19 protein-coding genes are annotated in these 16359 nt (G+C 64.2%); 9 read left to right on the top strand and 10 right to left on the bottom strand.

Annotation, left to right across the window (positions count from 1 at the left end):
• Positions 1-24: 24 nt before the first annotated feature.
• From ACN6PJ_RS01135 to ACN6PJ_RS01105, 7 genes are all read right to left on the bottom strand, one after another.
• Entirely contained in the window at positions 25-759 is a 735-nt protein-coding gene (locus ACN6PJ_RS01135) for an amino acid ABC transporter ATP-binding protein (RefSeq protein ID WP_427994054.1), read from the bottom strand.
• Positions 760-770: 11 nt separating this feature from the next.
• Positions 771-1460 (bottom strand): amino acid ABC transporter permease, encoded by a 690-nt coding sequence (locus tag ACN6PJ_RS01130; RefSeq protein ID WP_427994053.1) that lies wholly within the window; start codon positions 1458-1460, stop codon positions 771-773.
• A complete protein-coding gene (locus ACN6PJ_RS01125) occupies positions 1453-2142 on the bottom strand; it encodes an amino acid ABC transporter permease (protein ID WP_427994052.1) in 690 nt (229 codons plus the stop codon). The genes ACN6PJ_RS01130 and ACN6PJ_RS01125 overlap by 8 nt, the downstream gene beginning before the upstream one ends.
• Positions 2143-2264: 122 nt before the next feature.
• Positions 2265-3086: an ABC transporter substrate-binding protein gene (locus ACN6PJ_RS01120; protein WP_427994051.1), complete on the bottom strand. Its 822-nt coding sequence runs from the start codon at positions 3084-3086 to the stop codon at positions 2265-2267.
• 85 nt (positions 3087-3171) lie between these two features.
• On the bottom strand, positions 3172-4407 hold the full coding sequence (locus tag ACN6PJ_RS01115) for an aminotransferase class I/II-fold pyridoxal phosphate-dependent enzyme (protein WP_427994050.1): 1236 nt from the start codon (positions 4405-4407) through the stop codon (positions 3172-3174).
• On the bottom strand, positions 4404-5084 hold the full coding sequence (locus tag ACN6PJ_RS01110; protein ID WP_427994049.1) for an RraA family protein: 681 nt from the start codon (positions 5082-5084) through the stop codon (positions 4404-4406). Before ACN6PJ_RS01110 ends, ACN6PJ_RS01115 begins: the two co-directional genes overlap by 4 nt.
• 450 nt (positions 5085-5534) lie before the next feature.
• Positions 5535-6443: a LysR family transcriptional regulator gene (locus ACN6PJ_RS01105; RefSeq protein ID WP_427994048.1), complete on the bottom strand. Its 909-nt coding sequence runs from the start codon at positions 6441-6443 to the stop codon at positions 5535-5537.
• 347 nt (positions 6444-6790) lie between these two features.
• On the opposite strand from ACN6PJ_RS01105, the gene ACN6PJ_RS01100 reads away from it, so the two are divergent.
• The 5 genes from ACN6PJ_RS01100 to ACN6PJ_RS01080 all read left to right on the top strand — a co-directional run bounded on the left by ACN6PJ_RS01100 (position 6791) and on the right by ACN6PJ_RS01080 (position 9682).
• The gene (locus ACN6PJ_RS01100; RefSeq protein WP_427994047.1) at positions 6791-7147 is read left to right on the top strand and encodes a cyclophilin-like fold protein; all 357 of its coding nucleotides are present in this window, start codon (positions 6791-6793) and stop codon (positions 7145-7147) included.
• A gap of 44 nt (positions 7148-7191) precedes the next feature.
• The gene (locus ACN6PJ_RS01095; RefSeq protein ID WP_427994046.1) at positions 7192-7602 is read left to right on the top strand and encodes a (R)-mandelonitrile lyase; all 411 of its coding nucleotides are present in this window, start codon (positions 7192-7194) and stop codon (positions 7600-7602) included.
• Positions 7603-7631: 29 nt separating this feature from the next.
• Positions 7632-8126: a (R)-mandelonitrile lyase gene (locus ACN6PJ_RS01090; RefSeq protein WP_427994045.1), complete on the top strand. Its 495-nt coding sequence runs from the start codon at positions 7632-7634 to the stop codon at positions 8124-8126.
• A 97-nt stretch (positions 8127-8223) separates the two neighbouring features.
• On the top strand, positions 8224-8907 hold the full coding sequence (locus ACN6PJ_RS01085; RefSeq protein ID WP_427994044.1) for a carboxymuconolactone decarboxylase family protein: 684 nt from the start codon (positions 8224-8226) through the stop codon (positions 8905-8907).
• 31 nt (positions 8908-8938) lie between these two features.
• Positions 8939-9682 carry an SDR family oxidoreductase gene (locus tag ACN6PJ_RS01080; protein ID WP_427994043.1) on the top strand — a complete coding sequence of 248 codons (744 nt, stop codon included), beginning with the start codon at positions 8939-8941 and terminating at the stop codon, positions 9680-9682.
• Between the two features lie 192 nt (positions 9683-9874).
• On the opposite strand, the gene ACN6PJ_RS01075 is transcribed toward ACN6PJ_RS01080, so the two are convergent.
• Positions 9875-11260 carry a PLP-dependent aminotransferase family protein gene (locus tag ACN6PJ_RS01075; RefSeq protein ID WP_427994042.1) on the bottom strand — a complete coding sequence of 462 codons (1386 nt, stop codon included), beginning with the start codon at positions 11258-11260 and terminating at the stop codon, positions 9875-9877.
• A gap of 117 nt (positions 11261-11377) precedes the next feature.
• Here ACN6PJ_RS01075 and ACN6PJ_RS01070 point away from each other — a divergent pair, with 117 nt between their 5' ends.
• The gene (locus ACN6PJ_RS01070) at positions 11378-12238 is read left to right on the top strand and encodes a DMT family transporter (RefSeq protein WP_427994041.1); all 861 of its coding nucleotides are present in this window, start codon (positions 11378-11380) and stop codon (positions 12236-12238) included.
• A gap of 187 nt (positions 12239-12425) precedes the next feature.
• On the opposite strand, the gene ACN6PJ_RS01065 is transcribed toward ACN6PJ_RS01070, so the two are convergent.
• Positions 12426-12929 (bottom strand): CreA family protein, encoded by a 504-nt coding sequence (locus ACN6PJ_RS01065; protein ID WP_427994040.1) that lies wholly within the window; start codon positions 12927-12929, stop codon positions 12426-12428.
• A 368-nt stretch (positions 12930-13297) separates the two neighbouring features.
• On the opposite strand from ACN6PJ_RS01065, the gene ACN6PJ_RS01060 reads away from it, so the two are divergent.
• Both ACN6PJ_RS01060 and ACN6PJ_RS01055 read left to right on the top strand, forming a co-directional pair.
• Entirely contained in the window at positions 13298-14353 is a 1056-nt protein-coding gene (locus tag ACN6PJ_RS01060; protein WP_427994039.1) for an RNA methyltransferase, read from the top strand.
• 56 nt (positions 14354-14409) lie between these two features.
• A complete protein-coding gene (locus ACN6PJ_RS01055; RefSeq protein ID WP_427994038.1) occupies positions 14410-14721 on the top strand; it encodes a hypothetical protein in 312 nt (103 codons plus the stop codon).
• Positions 14722-14804: 83 nt separating this feature from the next.
• Here the strand turns inward: ACN6PJ_RS01055 and ACN6PJ_RS01050 are convergent, their stop codons facing one another.
• Positions 14805-15221: an RrF2 family transcriptional regulator gene (locus tag ACN6PJ_RS01050; protein ID WP_427994037.1), complete on the bottom strand. Its 417-nt coding sequence runs from the start codon at positions 15219-15221 to the stop codon at positions 14805-14807.
• 73 nt (positions 15222-15294) lie between these two features.
• Between ACN6PJ_RS01050 and ACN6PJ_RS01045 the strand changes: the two genes are divergently transcribed.
• Positions 15295-16293 (top strand): alpha/beta fold hydrolase, encoded by a 999-nt coding sequence (locus tag ACN6PJ_RS01045; RefSeq protein WP_427994036.1) that lies wholly within the window; start codon positions 15295-15297, stop codon positions 16291-16293.
• Positions 16294-16359 lie beyond the last annotated feature (66 nt).

Genomic DNA, 16359 nt, shown 5'->3' with positions numbered 1-16359 from the left:
CGCCGCCGCATCGCCCTCGGCCATTCAGCCGCGCGGATGCAGGATGTCGGCCAGGAAACGCTGCGCGCGCGGATGGGACGGCGCGCTGAAAAAGCGCTCGGGCGTGTCCGCCTCCAGGATCTCTCCGCCGTCCATGAACACGACCCGGTCGCAGACGTCGCGCGCGAAGCCCATCTCGTGGGTCACGCACACCATCGTCATGCCATCCTTGGCCAGGCCCTTCATCACCTGCAGCACCTCGCCCACCATTTCCGGATCGAGCGCGCTGGTGGGCTCGTCGAACAGCATCACCGGCGGCTGCAGGGCCAGCGCCCGGGCAATCGCCACGCGCTGCTGCTGGCCGCCCGACAGCGAACCCGGATAGGCGTCGATCTTGTGTTCCAGGCCCACGCGGGCGAGCAGGCTGCGCGCCAGTTCCGTGGCTTCCTTGCGCGGCTGCTTGCGGATATTGACCGGCGCGAAGATGACGTTGTCCAGCACGCTCATGTGCGGAAACAGATTGAACTGCTGGAACACGAAGCCGATCTTCTGGCGCAGCGCGTTCAGGTTGGCGCCCTTGGCGTAGATATCCGCGCCGTCGATCCGGATGCGCCCCTTCTCGATGGGCTCCAGGCGGTTGATCGTCCGGATCATGGTGGATTTGCCCGAACCCGACGGGCCGCAGACCACCAGCACCTCGCCGCGCGCCACCGAAAGATCCACGTCCTTCAGCACATGGTGCTCGCCGTACCACTTGTTCACTTTTTCTAGATTGATCATGTTTTGTTCCTTTAGGCCATGGCGCGCGAACGGCGGATGCGCAGGTCCAGCCAGCTCAGGCCGCGGCTCAGGCTGAAGCACACCAGGAAGTAGATGATGGCCAGGATGCCGAAGACCTGCAGCGGCTTGGTCAACACCAGGTTGTTGACCTGATTGGCCGCGAAGGTCAGCTCGTTGACGCTGATGACGTAGCCCAGCGAGGTTTCCTTGATGGTGGACACGAACTGGCTCGTCATGCTGGGCAGCACGTTGAACAGCGCCTGCGGCAGCACCACCCGGCGCATCGTGGTCCAGTAACCCACGCCCAGCGAGCGCGAGGCCTCGATCTGGCCGCGCGGCACCGCCTCGATCCCCGAACGGATCACTTCCGACAGATAGGCGCTTTCATAGACCACCAGGGCGGCGATCAGCGTCCAGAAGCCGCTGACCACCTGGCCCGTCAGCTTGGGCACCACGAAATAGGCCCAGAAGATCAGCATCAGCAGCGGCATGCCGCGCACCACGTTGACCAGCGTCTTGCTCGCCGCGCGGAGCCAGCCGTAGGGGCTGACGCGGGCCAGCGCGATGAGCAGCGCCAGCGGCAAGGACAGCGCCAGGCCGCAGGCGGCCAGGATCAGGGTGAGCGCCAGCCCGCCCAGCGGGCCATTGGGGTATTGGCCCACCAGCAGCGTGGGCCAGTATTGCGAGAGGACCTCAAGCATTGCGGCCTCCCCGGTTCAGGCGGTAGCGGTCATAGACGCGCGATCCGATGAACATGATCAGGAAGGATCCCAGCAGGTACATGATCGTGGCGGCCCCGAAGGTGGCGAAGGTGCGGTAGGTTTCGTTTTCGATTTCGCGGGCCTGGTAGGTCAGCTCCATCACGCCGATGGCCATGGCCACGCTGGTGTTCTTGAACAGCAGCAGCGCGCGCCCCACCAACGGCGGAATGGAAATCCGCACCGCCTGCGGCACGATCACGAAGCGCATGCATTGCAGATAGCTGGCGCCCAGCGCGCGGGCCGCCTCGAACTGCGTAAACGGAATGGCGCGCAGGCCGCTGCGGATGTCTTCGGCGATATAGGCGGCCGACCCCAGCGCCAGCGCGATCGCCGCCAGCGACATTTCCGCATTGTGCTGGTACAGCCACAGGCGAAAGCCCTCCGGCAGCAGCTCGGGCATGCCGAAGTACCAGAACAGCACCTGCACCAGCAACGGCACGTTGCGGTGGTATTCCACATAGGCGTCCACCAGCCAGCGGCACGGCGCCAGATTGGTGGCGCGCACCACCACCAGCGTCACCGCGATGGCGAAGGCCATCACCCAGGCGACCAGGAACAGCTGCACCGTGACCACCATGCCGCTCAACAGCTGCTGGTATTGGGTAGCGTCAAGTAAGTCCATAGAACGATAAATCTCCTGCGTGCGCGCGGCCCACGGCCAACGTCACGGCGGCCGGCGGACCGCTGTGCGCGGCGCCGGCGACCGTGACGGGGGACTGGCGGGCCGCGTCGAGGCCCCGGCAATCAGCCGGCGATGGGGCCGATCTTGAAACCGCGCTCCAGCTTGTACGGCGTTGCGGGGCCGAACCATTTCTCGAATAGCTTGGCGGCCGCGCCCGAGCTTTCCGCCTCGTCCAGCGCCTGGTTCACCACTTCCAAGAAACGCGGCTCCGACTTGCGCACGCCCAGGCCCCAGGGCTCGTCGAACACCGGCTTGGCGATCACGCTGACGGGCGCCGTGGGCGGGCTTTGCAGCACCAGGCGCACCAGCACCAGTTCAGACGCGAACTGCGCGTCCACCTTCTTCTGCTGCAGAGCCAGGTAGGTGGCCGAACTGTCGCCATAACCGATCACCTGCGACTTATCCAGGATGCGCTTGATCTCGCGCTCCGAGCTGGAACCCTTGGTCGCGCCGACGCGGCGGCCGTTCAGCGATTCGATCGAGTCCAGTCCAGAATCCTTGCGCACCAGCAGCTTCTGCGGGCTGACGTAATAAGCGTGGCTGAACGCGATCTGCTGCGCCCGGTCGGGCGAATAACCCAGGTTGGCGGCCAGGATGTCCACCCGCCCCTCGTTCAGTTCCGGCACGCGCGCCGCCACCGACAGGAGCTTGTAGTTGACCTTGACCCCCAGCTTGTCCGCCACCAACTTGCAGACGTCCACGTCGTAGCCCACCAGCTGGCGCGTGGCGGCGTCCTGGAAACTGAACGGCTGCGACGTGCCCAGCGTGCCGCAGACCAGCTCGCCGCGCGCCTTGATGTCATCCAACTGGTCGGCCTGGGCGGCGGCGCCCATGACCAGCGAGGCCAGGCCCAGGCAGGCGGCGTAGAGAGTGTGACGTTTCATGGTTGATTCCCCTTATTGTGCGGTGAACAAACTGGTAATGGTGCCCCCCCGGAGGGAGGCGTCTTCATGGAATGCGCGGCCGGCCTCAAGCCAGCTTGGCGCAGGCTTCCCGGATGGCCGAGCAGCCCTGCCGGATATCGTCCAGCGAAGCCGCGAACGACAGCCGGAACGTACCCGGCGCGCCATAGGCGTGGCCGTCGATCACGGCAACGCCCGCCTCGCGCAGCAAATAGTGCGTCAGGTCGGTATCGGTCGCGATCACGTCGCCGGCCGGCGTCTTCCTGCCGAGCAGGGCCGAGCAATCCGGAAACACGTAGAACGCGCCCTGCGGCGCGACGATATCCAGACCCGCCGCGCCCGACAGTTCCGCAATCGCCAGATCGCGGCGCTGGCGGAACACCTTGGCGAACTCCGCCACGCAATCCTGCGGCCCCGACAGCGCCTCCAGCGCGGCCGCCTGGCTGACCGACGACGCGCCGGACGTGCTCTGCGACTGCAGAATGGCCATCGCCTTGATCAGCTCGTCCGGCCCGGCGCCGTAACCGATACGCCAGCCCGTCATCGCATAGGCCTTGGACACGCCATTGACCACCAGCGTGCGGCTGGCCAGTTCGGGCGCGACCTGCAACGGATGCACGGTCGGCTCGTCCGTGAAATTCAAGCGCGCGTAGATGTCATCCGTCATCAGCCACACCTGCGGATGGCGCTTGAGCACCTCCGCCAGCCCGCGCAGCTCGTCGGCAGTGTAGACCGAGCCCGTCGGATTGCTGGGCGCGTTCATCATCAGCCACTTCGTGCGCGGCGTGATCGCCCGCTCCAGCGCCTGCGGCGTCACCTTGTAGCCCGTGGCCGGCGTGGTCTCCACCGCCACCGGCACGCCGCCATTGACCAGCACCATATCCGGGTACGAGACCCAGAACGGCGCCGGGATCAACACCTCGTCGCCCTCGTTCAGCGTGGCCGCCAGTCCGTTGAAAATCACCTGCTTGGCGCCCGTGCTGACGATGATGCGGCCCACGGGATACTCCACGCCCGTAGCCTCCAGCAAATGCTGGGCGGCCGCCCGGCGCAGCGCCACCGTGCCCTGCGCCGGCGGATACTTCGTCTCGCCCCGGTTCATGGCGGCGGTCGCCGCCTGCCGGATATGCACCGGCGTCGAGAAGTCCGGCTCCCCGATCGTCAGGTCGATGATGCGGCGGCCCTGCTCGCGCAGTTCCGCGATGATGGCGCGCGCGGCGACGCTGGGCGACAGCTTGATGCGCTTGATGCGGTCGGCGACGATGCTCGTGGTTTGCGGGGTCTGGGTCACGGTTTGGCTCATTTGGCGGCCCCCGTCTTCTCGGCGAGGGTCTTCTCCAGCCAAGGCTTGGCATAGGTGCCAGCGCGCAGCTTCTCCTTCGCCACGGCCTCGTCGGCCTCCTTCTTCGTCGCCAGGGTCAGCACCGCCGCGGCATGCTCGGCGGGAATCACCACCACGCCGTCGGCATCGCCCACCACCACGTCGCCCGGGTTGACCACCTGCCCACCCACCGACACCGGCACATTGATCTCGCCCGGACCGTCCTTGTACGGCCCCTTGTGCGACACGGCGCGCGCGAAGCAGCCGAACTGGCCTTGCGCAAACACATCCAGATCGCGCACCGCGCCATCGATAACGAAACCTTCGATGCCACGCGACTGCGCATCCATCATCATCAGCTCGCCCACCAGCGCATTGCTGGTATCGCCCGCGCCGTCCACCACGATCACGTCACCCGCCCCACCCAGCGAAATCGCCTTGTGGATCATCAGGTTATCGCCCGGGCGGGTCTTGACGGTCAGCGCCAGGCCGACCGTGCGCTGATTGCCCGCGTGCAGCGGACGCAGGCCCGACACGCCATACAGGCGGTTCATGCAGTCGCTGATCTGGGCCGAGCCGATGGCGGCGAAACCGGCCAGCACGTCGGGAGAAACGGCCGGGCCGGTGCGGGGAAGAATGCGGTATCCGATGGGATTCATGAGGAAGTCTGCTGGTAAATGCGTGAACGGCGTTAAGCGAACACGCATTACAAGGCCCTGGGGGGCATTCCTCAAAACGATATAAATTCCCAGTCAGTCAGGAATTTTATTCGTGCATTTCCATTGATAAGGGTTATCCCTTATTCGTACATCGGTGATCGGCGCGGCAGTCGTTGGAGTCGTGTCTCTGCCAAGACCGATGTCAGGTGGAGAGAAGCACGGTCGGGGTGAAGAGCGGGTGGGAACATATGGGATGACCGGTTTCGACCCAAAGCGGTCGTTCGTAGTCTATCCGCAGGCGACGCTGTGTGGGAGCCGCAACCGCCCGCGTCACGCGTGCAGCGATCGTGCGCCAAATCGCTCTCCGTATCCCATGGGGCGGAATTCGGCAGACATCGCTGCCTCGACGCTTCATGATTCTTCCCACGGGCCTCTGCCTGAGACAGAGTCTTATTTGGTGGGCTTGCTGGAATGCCAGCGCAATGCCTCGATTACTAAGGCCAGTGCTGGCGCGATTTGCTTGCGATTGGCGTAGTACAGGTGATAGCCAGGGAAGGTTGGCCACCAGTCTTGCAGTACGGGTATCAGTCGGCCCGCCTTGATATGCGGCTGCATGATATCTAGCGGAACGAAGGCAAAGCCCATCCCGTCGAGTGCCGCCTGAAGCATCAGAAAGGTGTTGTTGAACGTGGTCTGGCCATTCACACGCACGTTGACGGACTGCCCGTCCTTCTCGAAGTCCCAGGCATACAGGCCTCCATGCGTGGGCAGCCGCAGGTTGATACAGCGGTGGTCGGTCAGATCATGGGGCGTCTTGGGCAGCGGCTTTCCCGCGAGATAGCGCGGCGACGCGGCCACGGCCATGCGCAGTTCAGGCGCGAGGCGCACGGCGATCATGTCCTTGTCCACGCGGTCGCCCACACGCACGCCTGCATCGAAACGGTGCGCTGCGATGTCGGTGAACGCATAGTCCACGCTGAATTCGACGTGGATGTCAGGGTACTCCTGCAGCAGGGGCAGCAGCCGCGGCCAGAGCAAGGTGGTGATGGCATGGTCATGCGCCGTGATGCGCACCGTGCCGGCCGGCTTGTCGCGCAGTGCGGTCAGCGAGCCCAATTCCAGTTCGATCTCGTCGATCCGGGGTGCCACCGCGTCCAGCAGCCGCGCGCCGGCCTCCGTGGTGGAAACGCTGCGGGTGGTGCGCGTCAGTAGCCGCACGCCCAGCCGGGCTTCCAGGGCGAGCATCGTGTGGCTCAGCGCCGAACGCGACAGGCCGAGCTGAGCCGCCGCGCGGGTGAAGCTGCGCTCGCGAGCCACGGCCACGAAGGCTTGCAGGTCGTTGAGGTTCGCTTTTGCCATTGGTGAATTCATTGCACCACCGTATATCAATTTTACGGTCTTCTCAACCAATTAAGAGAGCAATACAGTTTTGTACGGACCATATTGCCCGCCAACGATGGTGTGTTCTCGGGTTCGTCGGCGGTCGAAAGGACTGCGAAACGAGCCGGGCCTGGGGTTTGGTACCCGCACAATCCAAGTCCGCGATGAAACCAGGAGAAACCTGATGCGATCCCGTTTCGCATGTGCCGCTTTTGCTGTGGTGGTTGGCCTGGGCATCCACCCCGGCTCACGCTCAAGAAAGCAAGGATGAACCGCGGTCCATGGCCTCGCAGCCGTCAGCAACGCCGAGCCAAGGAGTCAGTTCCATGAACATTCGTATGACGATTAACGGGCAGGTGCTTTCCGCGACCCTGGTGGACAGCGCTGCCGCCCGAGACTTTCTCGGTTTGCTGCCGCTGATGCTGGACCTGGAGGACTACGCCTCGACCGAGAAGATCGCGCAGTTGCCCAGGAAGCTCTCAACGGCCGGCGCACCGGCGGGCATGACGCCCTCCATCGGCGACCTCACCTACTACGCCCCCTGGGGCAACCTGGCCATTTTCTACAAGGGCTTCAGGCATTCCCCAGGCCTGATCAAACTCGGCCGCATCGATGGTGACATCCAGGTGCTGCGCGCCGCAGGTCCCCTAAAGGCACGCATCGAAGTCGCAGAGCGACATTGACGCGCCCGCCTTTGTCCGCTTGCGAACTTTGAAAGGAAAACATCATGGAACTCAAACGCGCTGGATCTCAGCCATCCATCAAAGGGCCCGCCGAATGGTTCACCGGCACGGTCCGCATCGATCCGCTGAACAACCCGCCCGCACCGGCCCGCGTGTCCTGCGCCGCCGTCACCTTCGAGCCGGGCGCGCGCTCGGCCTGGCACGCCCATCCGCTGGGACAGACCCTGATCGTCACCGCCGGCTGTGGCTGGACGCAGTGCGAGGGCGAAGCCATCGTCGAGATCCGTGCCGGTGACGTCATCTGGTGCCCGCCTGGATACAAACACTGGCACGGCGCCACGCCCACCACTGCGATGACCCACATCGCCATCCAGGAGGCGCTGGACGGGAAGAACGTCGAGTGGATGGAGCACGTCACCGACGAACAGTACCTCGCCGGCCCGCCACGCGGCTGAGCCATTTCACCCTCAAGAAAGGAAACCCCATGCACTCAGTTCTCCGACTTGCGTTGTGCGCGACGGCGCTGAACGCCAGCCTGGCGTTGGCCGCCGAGCCACAAGCCAGCCCCTCTGCTGGCGCACAACAGATCACCCGCGCGGGCGACCAGGCCTCGATGGCCGGTCCCGCCGAATACTTCACCGGCCGCGCGCGCATTGATCCGGTCTGGCCCGCCGACAAGAACATCAACGCCTCCGGCGGGCTGGTCACCTTCGAGCCCGGCGCGCGTTCCGCCTGGCACGCGCATCCGGCGGGACAGCGCCTGGTGGTGACTTCCGGCGTGGGCCTGACGCAGGAATGGGGCAAGCCCGTGCAGGTCATCCGCCCTGGCGACGTGGTGTGGTGCCCGCCCGGCGTCAAACACTGGCACGGGGCCGCGCCCGATACCGCCATGACGCACCTAGCCGTAACCGGCACCGTGGACGGCAAGAACGTGACCTGGATGGAGAAAGTGACCGATGAGCAATACCACGCCCGCTAAGACCCGCTGCATCCGGCTTCATGTTGGTGCGTTGGCCGTGGCCCTGAGCCTGGTCACCACGCTGGGACACGCAGCGAATGAGAAGGACACCAAACCCATGACCCAATCTCAAATGACAACAGCAAGCGCTTCTGAAACCCTCACCGCCCGCCAGCAGGCCATCGTGCCGATCGCAGCGCTCGCCGCCGCGGGCGACATGGCCAAGCTGAATGCCGCGCTGAACCAAGGGCTGGATGCTGGCATGACGGTGAGCGACGCTCGTGAAATCCTGGTGCAGCTCTACGCCTATGCCGGCTTTCCGCGCAGCCTCAATGCGCTAGGCGAACTGATGAAGGCGCTCGATGCGCGCAAGCAGCGCGGCATCCAGGATGCGCCGGGGCGCGAGCCCAGCCGCCCCATCCCCAAAGGGGATGCGCTGCTGGCCGCCGGCACGGCCAACCAGACCAAGCTCTCGGGCGGCCCGGTGCAGGGGCCGCTGTTCGATTTCGCGCCCATCGCCAACGAGTACCTGCGCGCACACCTGTTCGGCGACATCTTCGAGCGCGACAACCTGGACTGGCAAAGCCGTGAGCTGGCGACCGTGGGCATGCTCTCGGCGCTACCCGGCGCCGAGTCGCAGTTGCAGGCGCACATGCGCATCAGCATGAACGTCGGCATCACGGTCAGTCAGTTGCGCCAGCTCACCCAGGTGCTGTCGTCCCGCGTGGATGCCGACATGGCCCGCCGCGCCAGCGAGGCGCTGGATCGGCATCTGGCAACGCTTCCCGTCGGCAAGCAATAGCCCACTCGAACAGATAAAGGCAGAGAGTATCGTGATTAAAGACAAAGTCATCATCATCACCGGCGCCTCATCCGGCATCGGAGAGGCGACGGCCAAACTGCTCGCCAGCAAGGGCGCCAAGGTCGTGCTTGGCGCTCGGCGTGCAGACAATCTGAAGCGGATCGCCGATGAAATCAAACAGCACGGCGGCCAAGCCGTGTATCAGGAGCTGGACGTCACCAACCAGCCTGCCAACGACGCCATCGTCAAACTGGCCAAGAACAGATATGGCCGCGTGGACGCCATCTTTCTCAACGCCGGCCTGATGCCGACTTCGCCGCTGTCCGCGCTGAAGACCGACGATTGGCACCAGATGGTCGATGTGAACGTCAAGGGCGTGCTCAATGGTGTGGCGGCCGTACTGCCCGAGTTCTTAGCGCAGAAATCCGGCCACGTCATTGCCACCTCATCGGTGGCAGGCCTCAAGGCCTACCCAGGCAGCGCCGTCTATGGCGGCACGAAATGGTTCGTGCGCGATTTCATGGAAGTGCTGCGCATCGAGTCGGCCATGGAAGGCACTAACATCCGCACGGCGACGATCTACCCGGCCGCCATCAATACCGAACTGCTGGGGACCATCAGCGACAAGCCGTCGCTCGACCAGATGCAGGGTCTGTACGACACCTACGGCATTTCCCCGGACCGGATCGCCAACGTCGTCGCCTTCGCGCTCGATCAGCCCGACGACACCACAATCAACGAGTTCACGGTCGGTCCCACCAAACAGCCTTGGTAAGTGCGATGGGGATGCCCTGGCACCAGAGGGGCGGCACCGCGCGCAGGCCACGCTGATTGCGGCGCTTCTGGGGATTTTCGTCATCAACCTAGAGCGGACGTGGTCAACGTCGTTGAGCGACTGCGGAATGTCGGCTCCTGGCCCACCGCGGGAGGCGGGCCGGCTATTACCCGCCGGCCGCCACCCCGCCCCTCAAGCCGCATCCAACGCCTTCGCCAGCACCGTGAACATCCGTTCATCCGTGGACTGCGCAACGTTGAACCGCAGAAAATCCCCCGCGGCCAACGACTGGCTGAACGCATTGCCCGGAGCCACGATCACGCCGTCCTTGAGGCACAAGCGCGCGACAGTGGCGGCGTCCTTGCCTTCGGGCAGACGACACCACAGGAACATCCCCGCCCTGGGCATCAGCCACGGCTTGATGCCCAGCTTCTGCAGCTTCGCGGCCGTCTTGTCCATCTGCTGCGCCAGGCGCAGCCGGGTCGATTCCATATGCCTGCGGTAGCCGCTGCCAGTCAGCGTCCTGAAGATGAGGTCGGCCGCCAGCCGGCTGCTGCCAAAGGTCGTGGCCACCTTCAGATCGGTCAGGCTTTCCATCCAGTCGGACCGCACCGCGATGTACCCGCAGCGCACCGACGCCGACACCGTCTTCGAGAAACTGCCGATGTGGATCACCCGGGACAATCCATCGAACGCCGCCAGGCGCGGCGCAGGCGTGTTTTCGAAGTCCGCGAAGATATCGTCCTCGACGATCACCATCTCGGAGTCGTCCGCCAGCTTCAGCAAACGATGCGCGACCAGGGGCGAGAGCGTGGCCCCCGTCGGATTGTGTATGCCGGAGTTCGTGATGTAGAGCCGCGGAGCATGTTCGCGCAACGCGATTTCAAACGCCCGCACGTCCGGGCCGTTCGCCGTGTACGGCACCCCCACCGCCTTGACGCGATGCGCCTTCAGCAAGGCGTGGAAATTGAAGTAGCAGGGATCGTCCACCAGCACCGTGTCTCCCGGCTCCAGCAGAAAGCGCAGGATCAGATCGATGGATTGCGTCCCCGAGTCGGTGAGCATGATCTGTTCGGGCCCGGCCTCTATCCCCATGCCGCTCATCCGCCGCGCAAGCAACTGCCTCAGCGGCGCATGGCCCAGCGGCGTCCCATACTCGGTCAGTTCCGCGGCCTCGGCCCGCGCCATGCCGCGCATGGCGCGCCGCAAGCCGTCCTCATACATCCAGCTGACCGGCAGCCACCCGCAGCCCGGCCGCAAGGTGTCGGCATCCGCGGCCAGGGACTGGCGCGACACCCATAGCGGATCGACTTCGCGGTCCAGCTTCGGCCCCATCTCGGTAAGCGCCAGCGGCGCGACCTGACCGGCCACGTAAAACCCCGAGCCCGGACGCGACACCAGCACCCCCTCGGCCGCCAGCCGCTCATAGGCCTCCACCACCGTGGATACCGACACTGCCAGCGCCTTGGCCTGCACTCTCACGGAGGGCAGCCGGGCGCCAGGCAAGGCGGTGCGCGCAGCGATCCTTCCCTGGATCTCGCCCATGACTTTCTTGATGAGGGTGCCGCCACGCGCCATGGAGTTCTCCGCCGTACTGGCTTTCAGTACATAACAGTTTCTTAAAATTGTACTGGATTGTGCGTGGACTCGGAACAACCGCCGTGATGTACTGAGGGCCGTATCAAGGAGCTCCAGATGGAAAAGGCCACCAGCGGCTGGGTGAACGGTTTTATCGGCGTCGTCATCTTCGCGGGCTCCCTGCCCGCGACCCGGGTCGCGGTCGCGGATCTGGATCCCATCTTCCTCACCTGCGCGCGAGCCGCCATCGCGGGCCTGCTGGGCCTCGCGCTCCTGATGCTGCTACGCCAGCCCCGGCCTTCCCTGTCCGATATTCCGTCCCTGGCGCTGACCGCCCTGGGCGTCGTCGTCGGCTTCCCCCTGCTGACGGCCCTGGCCTTGCAGCATGTCACCTCCGCCCATTCCATCGTCTTCCTGGGCTTGCTGCCGCTAAGCACCGCCATCTTCGCCGTCCTGCGCGGCGGCGAACGCCCTCGTCCGCCATTCTGGATGTTCTCCATCGTCGGCGCCGCCTGCGTCGCGGGCTATGCCGCATGGGGCGGCCTGGAGGCCTCGCCCGCCGGCGACCTGCTCATGCTCGCCGCCATCGTCGTCTGCGGGCTGGGCTACGCCGAGGGCGCCAAGCTCTCCCGCGGACTGGGCGGATGGCAGGTCATCAGCTGGGCCTTGGTGTTATCGCTGCCCGTCATGCTGCCGATCGCGCTACTGACCATGCCGGCCACGTTCGAACATGTCAGCGCGGCCGCCTGGTTTGGATTCGCCTACGTGTCGCTCTTCAGCATGCTTATTGGATTCGTATTCTGGTATCGCGGGCTTGCGCAGGGCGGGATTGCGGCGGTGGGGCAATTGCAGTTGTTCCAGCCTTTCATGGGGCTGGGGCTGGCGGCGGTATTGCTGCATGAGAATGTCAGCTGGACGATGCTGATCGTGACGCTGGCTGCGGTGGTCTGCGTGGCGGGCGCCAAGAGGTATGCGTAGCGAGATCCTCTGCTCTGCGACAGTCCGCGCCCAGGGGCGGGGTAAATAAAGTAAAGGCGCCAGTCCCCACCAGACTGACCTTGATGTCGTGCTCCGACGCATTGCCAGGGAGGGCGCGGTCAGCGGGCTGGATGGACCCATGCGCTGCTTAGCGCGATGGCCTGCAGCCCCAGAGTGAGGCCTGCCTTCATTTCTTGAGCGGGATGGGCGTGCCGTGGGGTACGGCCACGGCCGTTACGCTGTTCTGGGGCGAGCCTTCGATGACCCGGTCGGAATACGTCATATAGACCAGCGTATTGCGCTTGGCGTCCACCATGCGCACCACGCGCAGACGCTTGAACAGCAGCGAGGTGCGCTCGGTAAACACTTCTTCCTGCTGTTTGAGCGGCTCGGTAATCTGTATGGCTGCCGTGACCTGGCAGACGATAGAGGCGTCGGAGCGGTCCTCGGCCAGGCCCAGGCCCCCCTTGATGCCGCCGGTCTTGGCGCGCGAGACGTAGCAAGTCACGCCCTGCACTTTGGGATCGTCATAGGCGTCGACCACGATTTTGTGGTCCGGGCCAATCAATTTGAAGACAGTATCCACTGCGCCGATCTGTTCAGCATGGCTAATGTCTATAACGGCTAGCGTGCCCACGGCTGCCGCTGCAGCGGCCAGGACGATGGAGAGCAATTTCATGGTGGTACGCATCGGAGTTGTCGCGGTTTGCCAGTATGAAAAATTAATGTCATTACCTAACGGAACAGGACACCAGCTCGACTGGCAAGAAGCCTGAATCCCCTCGTACGCAACAGCCAATCCCGCTTGCATGGGCGCCCGTGCAGGGACTCCGTCGACGAGCGCCCTGCTTGACGATTGCGCTCGCCAATCATTGGAACTCACAGCGTGAGCCCGCGTTCCTTATGTCAGGCTCGCATTGTAGTTCGCAGGACGGGAGCGGCCATCGGGTCTGCGCCGCTGGCGATGGCACCCGAAAAATCGGTCTCGTTCAGCCGACGCCCCCTCGGTCGCCACTTGTCCGCATGGCCGTTCCCGGCGCGGGGTAAAATGCGCCCCCCATGCGCTACTCCGACTTCGACCAACGCCTCGCCGCTCTCGGCGCCCTGCCCGTCCATCGCGGCCGGATCGCGCGCGTCTGGCTGCAAGGGCAAGCGCTCGACACCGGCACGCGACGGCGGAGTTCCGAGCACTTTCTGCCTCTCGCGCTGCGCGGTGCCGTGCCCGCCTTGACGGCGGAACTGGACGGCCTCGCCCGCGTCCGCTCCGAGCACGCCGGCAGCGACGGCTCGCGCTTGCTCGTCGAACTGGCCGACGGGCAGATGGTGGAAAGCGTGCTGTTGCCGCGCGACGGCCTCTGCGTCTCCACCCAGGTCGGCTGCGCGGTCGGCTGCCGCTTCTGCATGACGGGCAAGAGCGGCCTGATCCGCCAGGTCACCAGCATGGAAATCCTCGCCCAGGTCGTGCTGGCGCGGCGTCTGCGCGCGGTGAAGAAAGTCGTCTTCATGGGCATGGGGGAACCAGCGCACAACCTGGACAACGTGCTCGAAGCCATCGACCTGCTCGGCACCGAAGGCAATATCGGCCACAAGAACCTCGTGTTCTCCACCGTGGGCGACCCGCGCGTGTTCGACGCCCTGCCCCGCCAACGCGTCAAGCCCGCGCTGGCGCTGTCGCTGCACACGACCAAGGCCGAACTGCGCGCGCACCTGCTGCCGCGCGCGCCGAGAATCGCGCCGCAAGAATTGGTCGAACTCGGCGAAAAGTACGCCCGCGACACCGACTATCCGATCCAGTATCAATGGACGCTGCTCAAGGGCATCAACGACGGCGACGACGAACTCGATGCCGTCGTGCGTCTGTTGAAGGGCAAATACGGCGTGCTCAACGTCATTCCCTTCAATAGCCTCGAAGGGGATGACTACCAGCGCCCCGATGCCGAACGCATTCATGAGATTGTCCGTTCTCTGCAACGCCGTGGCGTGCTGACCAAGGTGAGGAATAGCGCCGGGCAGGATGTGGACGGCGGCTGTGGCCAGTTGCGCGCTCGGGCTGTCGGCGCGGAGCAGGTGGTCGAACTGCGGCGCAGGCGCGCTGCGAAGCTGGAAGCCGCCTAGGGCTGGACGATCCCCGGACACCTCGTAGAACCCAGCGCCCAGTCACAAGGGAATGCATGATAGTCATTGATCACGAGCCGCAGTTCTGGTTTCTTCTGCAAATCGCCGATGGCCTTCTTTTGGACGTCAATTGCTCACATGACGCGGTCGGATATCGCTTCATGATCCAGCTAAATGACGATGAGCTCCGAGCATACAGAGCCGGAGGTCGCGGCTATCTATGCGATCTGGCCGAAACGATAGATTTCTCTGCGCCGGGGGTGAAGGGTAGCTCGTCGCCCTACAAGGACCGGAACGTGGACCGTCTGCACTCCGACGCGGTCATGGAAGCCATTCAGGCCTGGCGTAGCTCCTGCGCGGCGGGATGAACCATCCTTTTCTGGCCGGAGGCCGTCGTAGCCGACCGGGGCGCCCTCACCCAGCGAACGACCGTAGCGAGTCCTGAGCGCGTCTACCTTGCCCGAATCTGCGCAGCGAAATCGGAAAGCAAGCACGTACCCAGGTATTGCAGCAGCGCCTTTTCGCCTACTCGCATGGCGTCAACAATCAGTTGATTGGCGGCGAGTTCGACAGGGCAAGCGGGATTGTCGTTGGCAGGCCCCATGGTAAACACAGCGCCGTGGGAGATAGCTTCAAAGACATCTTGCGCTGTAATCGTGTTCAACGATTTGGCGAGCGTCCACCCTCCATTGCGACCTCCTATGGAGCTAACCATGCCGGCTGTGCGCAGTGCCGCCATGGTCCGCCGTACAACGACCTCATTCGTGTGCAGCATCTTGGCCAGCGTACCCGATGTAGTCGTGCCACCGCGCAAGTCCATGTGAACCAGGACGTGCAACAAACGAACAAAGCGAGTGTCGCAACTCATGAAAACCTTATTCCATAACAGTCAAAGTTACGATATTATAGACGCTCCGTAGGCTTCCCTATCAGATGGCACCATGACTGAGCTCGAAACGCGCGATGTAAACGTTAACGGCATCAAGATCCACCTGACTGCGCTCGGTAAGGGGCCCCTCGTTCTACTGTGCCACGGCTTTCCGGAAACCTCTCATGCGTGGCGTCATCAGCTGCCGGCGCTTGCCCAGGCGGGCTTTCGGGCGGTGGCCCCGGACCTGCGAGGTTACGGCGGCAGCGAAAGTCCGTCGGACGTGGCGGCCTATACGACGATGGATGTGATCGGCGATCTGGTCGCGTTGGTCGAGAGCGAGCAAGCAGAAGATGCGGTGATCGTAGGCGGCGACTGGGGCGCCAGCATCGCATGGCAGGCCGCGCAACTGCGACCCGATGTCTTTCGCGCGGTTGTCGCCTTGGGAGTTCCAATGATGCGCAGGGCTCCGATCATGCCGAGCAGACTGTTTCCAAAAACAGACTCGGCGGTGTTTTACACGCACCATTTTGGTGAGCCCGGCGTTGCCGAAAAAGAATTCGAGCGGGACGTCGGCGCAACGCTACGCGCGATCTACTGGGCGGCGTCAGGTCAGGCAGGCCCGCGCAACGACCCGAGAACGCCAAATCCGTTTGGCATGATGGCTAAAGGGGAAGGCCTCCTCGCCTCGCTCCCAATTCCTGATGAGTTGCCGCCATGGCTTACCCAGGGCGATCTAGATGCCTTTATCCTGGGCTTCAAAACCAGCGGCTTTCGTGGCGGGCTGAACTACTACAGGAACCTGGACCGGAATTGGGCTTTGCAGGCGGCCCTGGAGGGCAAAAGTGTGGAAGTCCCCGCTTTGTATCTTGTGGGAGAACGGGACACCGGGCTGGCGATTCCCGGGATGGATCGCATCATTGAAGCCATGCCAGAAATCGTGCCGCGCCTGCGCTCGACCAAAATCATCCCTGGGGCCGGCCATTGGCTGCAGCAGGAGGCGCCGCAAGAGGTCAACAAAGCGCTAATCGAATTTCTTAAGAGCGGATCGAGCGGCTTTTCCGCTGCCTAGGTCGAGGCCTCTGCGCCTTAACCGAACTGTCCGAAAATCAGGTTGGTCCAGTCTGACACCTATTCT

This window comes from Achromobacter sp. (genome assembly GCF_050285585.1).
Taxonomy (GTDB): Bacteria; Pseudomonadota; Gammaproteobacteria; order Burkholderiales; family Burkholderiaceae_B; genus Achromobacter.
This window is presented reverse-complemented; position numbering and strand designations above follow the sequence as displayed.